The organism is Pseudoalteromonas sp. P1-9 (assembly GCF_001399975.1).
Taxonomy (GTDB): domain Bacteria; phylum Pseudomonadota; class Gammaproteobacteria; order Enterobacterales; family Alteromonadaceae; genus Pseudoalteromonas.
Genome location: NZ_LKBD01000073.1, coordinates 1 through 6,273 on the forward strand (window position 1 = coordinate 1; position 6,273 = coordinate 6,273).

General features: G+C 36.6%; 3 protein-coding genes. 1 reads left to right on the forward strand and 2 read right to left on the reverse strand.

Annotated elements, in window-relative coordinates; genetic code table 11:
• Window positions 1–2,235: PPC domain-containing protein (locus AN214_RS21285; RefSeq protein ID WP_054981551.1), on the reverse strand; the 2,235-nt coding region annotated here is incomplete at its 3' end.
• A 252-nt stretch (window positions 2,236–2,487) separates the two neighbouring features.
• Between AN214_RS21285 and AN214_RS21290 the strand changes: the two genes are divergently transcribed.
• The gene (locus AN214_RS21290) at window positions 2,488–4,194 is read left to right on the forward strand and encodes a hypothetical protein (RefSeq protein ID WP_152960838.1); all 1,707 of its coding nucleotides are present in this window, start codon (window positions 2,488–2,490) and stop codon (window positions 4,192–4,194) included.
• 19 nt (window positions 4,195–4,213) lie between these two features.
• Here the strand turns inward: AN214_RS21290 and AN214_RS21295 are convergent, their stop codons facing one another.
• The gene (locus AN214_RS21295) at window positions 4,214–6,121 is read right to left on the reverse strand and encodes a nucleoside-diphosphate sugar epimerase/dehydratase (protein WP_054981553.1); all 1,908 of its coding nucleotides are present in this window, start codon (window positions 6,119–6,121) and stop codon (window positions 4,214–4,216) included.
• Between the last annotated feature and the right edge of the window lie 152 nt (window positions 6,122–6,273).

The following is a 6,273-nucleotide window of genomic DNA, read 5'->3' on the forward strand; positions in this document are numbered from 1 at the left end:
ATTATCCCAACCATCACCATCACTATCCGCTGCGACTAATGGGTCGTTATCTTGGCCATCAATTATACCGTCATTGTCTTGGTCGTTATCGTTTGGATTAAGGCCATTATCTACTTCGTATTTATCTAATAAACCATCGCCATCAGTGTCACTCGATAGAGGGTTTAAGTTATTATCAACTTCATAACCATCTGTTAAACCATCACTATCCGAATCCGAGTCTGTGATATCTGTTCCAAGATTTTTCTCGGTTATATTATTTACGCCGTCACCATCAGAATCTAGCGTACCACTTATTTTGTAAGTAACAGATGTGGATACACCAGCAAAATCGCTATAGGCGTACAACATATAATGCAACTCTGTATTTGCAGTTTGATTTGAACAAATCTCATCATTACCGCCATTCCAAGAGCGGCAATCAAAGGTCGCTCTAGTTGGAGCTTGACCTGAACGCGTATATAAATCTACATCACCTGTTCCACCAGTAGAAGAGACAGTTACCTCTGTAGCACCTTCCGGAATAATAATACTGCGTTGAATCTCATTACCGACGCTCGCCGTTAAATTAGCTTCATTGCGGGTTATCAGAATTTCATCATCAAATGTGATTGAAACTTGGTACTCACCACCGTTACCGTAATCATCAAATCCTGTAGCCCAATTCGCATCTGGAGTTTGCGCTTCGACATGAATAGAGTACGTACCCGGCGCAAAATCATCTGTATAGGTAAAATAGTCAGTAAGCGGAGTAACACCGCCAACCATTGCTGAGGTATGAGTCGCAACCACCCCTCCTTGGTCATTTTTCAATGTGACCTTGAGCGTTAAATTGGCAGCTCTTGATTCACCCTCAACTCCTAATGAAGACTGAACCTGAACCTTTGCAGTTGATTGTGTTGCAATGTTAAATTCAAACACATCTACATCGACAACATCGTTTATCCCGTTTGGGGTTATTTGTGCATAATAGCCGCTTTCAGGTACTGATAAATTTGTAGCTGACTCTGAAGAATTTGCTACATCATCATTTAGCACTCCTAACACATCACGGAGGATTGTTAGGTCGTTTTGTGATGAATTATTTGCATCAGGATAGTCACCTTTGCTCCATTGAACATAGGATTGGCCAAATGGAGCCCCCATAACAGGCCCCCAAACGCCATGCCCTGAATAATAACCTTTGTCTGAGGTTCCATGGTGAGAAAGCCCCATTTGATGGCCTGACTCGTGAGAGTGAGTCATCCCCATTGAACCCGCAGATAAATTCCATGTCCAACCAGTTTTGTAGTAATCCGAATCTAATCCAAATATTCCGACATAAGCTACACCACCCGCTGAATTTGGGTAAAATGTACCTCTTGTCGCGGTTGTTGTGGCAATGATTTGACTGCGATTTACCACAGGTGTGTTGTTGTAAACACTCTGGCTAGTCGTAATATTTACATCAAATGGCGCATAATCTTCAGCCATTTCTTTCCATGCCAACCACATTAAGTAACGTTCATTGTCAGAAAAGCTAGACGTATTACCATCTGTATCAAATGGATCGTAACTGATGGGATTACCACTGTTATACGCATCATTCCAACGCGTCCCTGATAAAGTCCCACCCCAGTTATTGATATATATAACATTTGTTGCACCAGGACGACTCTGCAATCCTTGTAATGTGGTTAAATCAGGAGTTAGTTCAGAACTTAAAGGAATGTTTAATGGATAATTAGCGTTGTGCGACTCAGGAAATTCAGCACACTGATAACTAGCAAAATCTTGCTCAACAAGCACGCCTTCACCTTGAGAATTTAACTCAACATTATAAATTTTGTTATTCTTTGCATCAGTAATAAATAAGCTTTTTACATCTCCATTTAAGATGGACATTTCAACGCTACCAGCGCCTTTTTCAAGGCTTGCAATCAGTTTTGTTGAACTTAACATTTCACCTTCTTGGTTCGGTATACCATCAGGAAGCTCAGTCGTTACCTTTGCATTGTAAGTATTGTTTTGATTGGGAAAACTAACTTCAAACTTCGCCCCCAATGTCAGTAAGCTATCTGCGTTTTGGTTTATTTTAATTGTTGTGACTTTTAAACTATTAACAGAAGGTGCTGTTTGCGTATTACTACTTACAGCGTCGCTTACTGAATAAGAAAATAAGTGATTCTCAGTGCTTGAGTTGGCATTACTTGCAAAAGCAATTATGGCAACACTTAATAGACCTATTTTTTTCATTCCTTTTTACCTATGACATACATCTCTGTTTTAATAATAAACAATTAAGTATTAAAACTCACCTCGTTTGCTGAAATTATTTCAATCAAAAGGTGCGATATGACCTGATGCGTTTTTGCCCTTAATTTGATAAAGGTAATGATACATCTAGAAATCAACTAATATGTTCAAAAAGTTATATTTATTATTAAGTTTTTTTTTTGAAGTAGGTTACGTTAAACTTGGTTTACCAAAAACCATTTAAGTACAAAAATGTTTACTAATACTAAGAGTCATCTAGCCTTTTTGGTCATAGCGATATTTGCTATATATGCGATAAGTCTTCACGCGCCATTCTATTTAGATGATTTTAGGAACATTCAAGAGAACAGCCTTTTACAAACCGGTTCGATACAAGACTTTTTTCTTCAAAGCCGTTTTATTGGTACTCTAACATTTTTTGTGCAAGAAAAATTGGGGCTAAACTCTGCTTTAGAGTACAGATTGGTTAACATCTCAATCCATATTTTAAATACTTTTTTGGTATATTTTTTAGTTAATAGCTTGCTCAGTTTGTGTGGCAAAAAAAATAAAACAATTGCTTTTTTTACCGCTTTGATTTTTGCAATACACCCTTTGAACAGCCAGCCTGTTATTTATGTTGTTCAACGCTATACTTTGATGTCTGCGTTCTTTTATTTACTTTCTACTCTTACATATATTCAGTTTCGAAAAGCAATTAATCAAAAACATAAAACAAGGACTTTAAGTTTTGTTTTAATTTTAGTTATTTCAATTTTTTTAGGTTGGTTCAGTAAACAAAATTTTATATCAGTTATTTTTGTATTCGTCATATTAGAATTATTATTTTTCAAACGCGACAAGTCATATAAAACACTTTATAGCTCACTCCTATTTTTAGGAATTTCTTTACTAATTGTAAGTTTTACCACAGAAAGTGGAAGAGAATTCATTAAGTTAATTGACAGTGCGTCTAGAGAAACAAAAGACATATCTAGACTTGATTACTTTTACGCTCAGCTGAATGTACTCTGGATTTATATTGGTAAGTTTTTTGTGCCAATTGATTTACGTTTAGAATACTCAATATTCTCTAATTCATTTTCCAACTTAACTACTGTTACCAGTTTTATTGGGCATCTATGCCTATTAATAAGCAGTATAATGTTATTTAAAAAGCGCCCAGAAATAACTTTTGCAATATTATTTTTTTATTGCGGACACATCATTGAATCAAGCATTATTCCTATTCGAGATTTTGCATTCGAACATAGAACTTATATATCAAACTTTGCTCTATCTTTTTTATTGGTATCTATTATTACTGAGTGTGGTAAGGCATTTAACAAACAAAAAGAAGTACTAACCTTTATATCGATAGCTATCGTTACTTACTCTGTTTTTACACTCCATAGAGCTGAAATGTGGTCTGATAAAGAGGCTTTTTTCGAAAATGAAGCATCATTATCGCCAAAGAGCCCTCGTGTATTGACAGCTCTCGCAAAAGAATATCGAAATAATGGAAAAATTGATAAAGCGAATGCAAGTTTAGAGCTTGCTTTTATTCACTCAAAAAATGAATTACGGGAAGATGTTGCGTCAAATTATATAGCGATGCTAGTTGAACAAAAACGAATCGCTGAAGCAAACAAGTTAGCAAGGCTATTGCTACCAAAAATTAAAGATTTACAATCTAAAAATCAAATCCTACATAATTTAGGGGCGTTAAACTTTCAAATTGGACAGTTGGAATTAGCCAAATACTACTTCAGTCAGGTGTGTAAAAACCCTCACCCACTTGCTGAGTCGTTTTACTCTTTAGCTATCATTGCGCTAAAACAAAAAGACTTAAAAACGGCTGAGCGAACATTAAAGAAGCTACTAAGTTCATCCCCTAGTTATCGACCTGGACAAGTGCTGTATGCAAAAGTGATCGAAGCTAAAAATCTAAAAAAATAGAAAGGGATAACCCCTTCTATTAGATAACCTTTAAATGACTTGGGCGATTTTTCCATACCAAGTCCTCTATCCCACCATTAGGGTTAAACCCTGTTGGTGCTGATAATAAGAGATCACGAATGCGTTTGTGTTCGTAATTATGACAAGCTACATCGAGCTCATCTAACAATTTCTTCAAGTTATCCCAAGGCAAAAACTGTTCTTGGGCTGTCATTATACGTTCATGCTTTGTGCCGCTTACATTGTCGCCTATTAGCAGTTCTTCATATAATTTTTCACCGGGGCGGAGCCCTGTGAATTTAATATCTATCGCATCTAATTCACCTGCCTCATCTGCAACCTTATAACCTGACAAATGGACCATTTTTGTGGCTAGATCATGAATTTTAACAGGTTCCCCCATATCTAGTACAAACACATCCCCTCCTAAGCCCATTGCACCAGCCTGAATCACTAGCTGTGAGGCTTCTGGAATCGTCATGAAATAGCGAGTAATCTCTGGATGAGTTATAGTAATTGGACCTCCTTGTTCTATTTGCTTTGAGAACAAAGGTACGACAGAACCAGAAGAGCCAAGCACATTACCAAAACGCACCATAGAAAAACGTGTATCATGTTGCTCTTTAGCTAATGCCTGTAAAACTAGTTCAGCCATTCTCTTAGTTGCTCCCATAACATTTGTTGGGCGCACAGCCTTGTCGGTAGATATAAGAACGAAAGTTTCAACTTTTGCCGCTATAGCTGCTTGAGCGACTGAAAGAGTTCCAAAAACATTATTCCTTACTCCCTCAACAACATTAAATTCAACAAGTGGAACATGTTTATACGCGGCCGCATGATACAAAGTCTGAACATCAAATGACTCGATAACCGCTGTCAGTCGATTTTCTCTCTGTACTGAACCTAGCAAAGGAAAGATTTCTAGCTCAAATCCCAGCTGTTCTTTTAATGCTGTTAATTCTTTTTCTATACTATAAAGAGCATATTCAGACAATTCGAATAGAATTAACTTTTTAGGACCTATAGCTACTATTTGACGGCAAAGTTCAGAGCCTATTGACCCGCCAGCTCCGGTAACCATAACCACCTTATCAGCAATATTCGAACGCAATAAATTACTATCAGGAGTGACAGGTTTTCTACCAAGTAGATCTGTAACATTTACATCGTGTATATCATCAATCTTATGCTTTCCTTGGATCAATTCATTGATACCAGGAATGCTTTGCACTTTAACTGGTAAATGTTCGAGTTCCAGCAAAATAGCCTTTCTACGTTGCATATCGACACTAGGTATAGCCAGTAATAGTTTAACCGGCGCTATATTTTCAATTACCTGGACTAGCTTCTGTTGGTCATAAATACGTTTTCCAAGAAGTTTGGTGCCAACCTTGCTTTTATCTTCATCAATAAAAGCAGCCACAAAGTATTCATCACCATTATTTAAAGCAATAGCAAGTTGCTCCCCAGCAGAGCCTGCTCCATAAATGACAACTTTCGCCTTTTTTGACAAGTTTTTTGTATTTAACAAGGCTCTAAAAGCGATTCGACTCCCACCTACTAATAATGCCAATTGAACACCATAAAAGTACGGCGTACTTTTGATTATATTTATGTCCAAGTAAAAAGCTGTCATAACTAAAACAGCAACTGAAGTCAGAATACCACTTGATACAACAAGCAAAACCTTAGTATCTATATAACTTAAAACAGCGTTATATAGTCCAATTTTGATAAAAACCAAAAGGGTAGCGAATAAAAGAACCGTAAAGAGTAGTGTGGTGTGGTTATTAATGGTTAACTCTGTAGGTTGAAAAAGCCAAACAGCACTCCAAAAAGATACACTAATAAAAAGTATATCTGCTAATAATGTTAAAAACTTATTCTTAGTTTCAGTGAGATCCTTCAAACTTTCCATTACCTTCATTTAAGTTTTCTTTCAAAATATCTACGGCATATTTTAGCACGTATAAAAGGCTACCCTAAAATAAAAAAAGCCGACTATTTTATGAAAAATAGTCGGCTTCTTATTTAACTAGCCCTAAAATCGAGTGCCATACTCCGAGCTCGTCACTATAT

Coding starts and splice junctions, on each gene's coding strand:
- AN214_RS21290 (WP_152960838.1), top strand. CDS start 2,488: ATGTTTACTAATACTAAGAGTCATCTAGCCTTTTTGGTCATAGCGATA.
- AN214_RS21295 (WP_054981553.1), bottom strand. CDS start 6,121: ATGAAGGTAATGGAAAGTTTGAAGGATCTCACTGAAACTAAGAATAAG.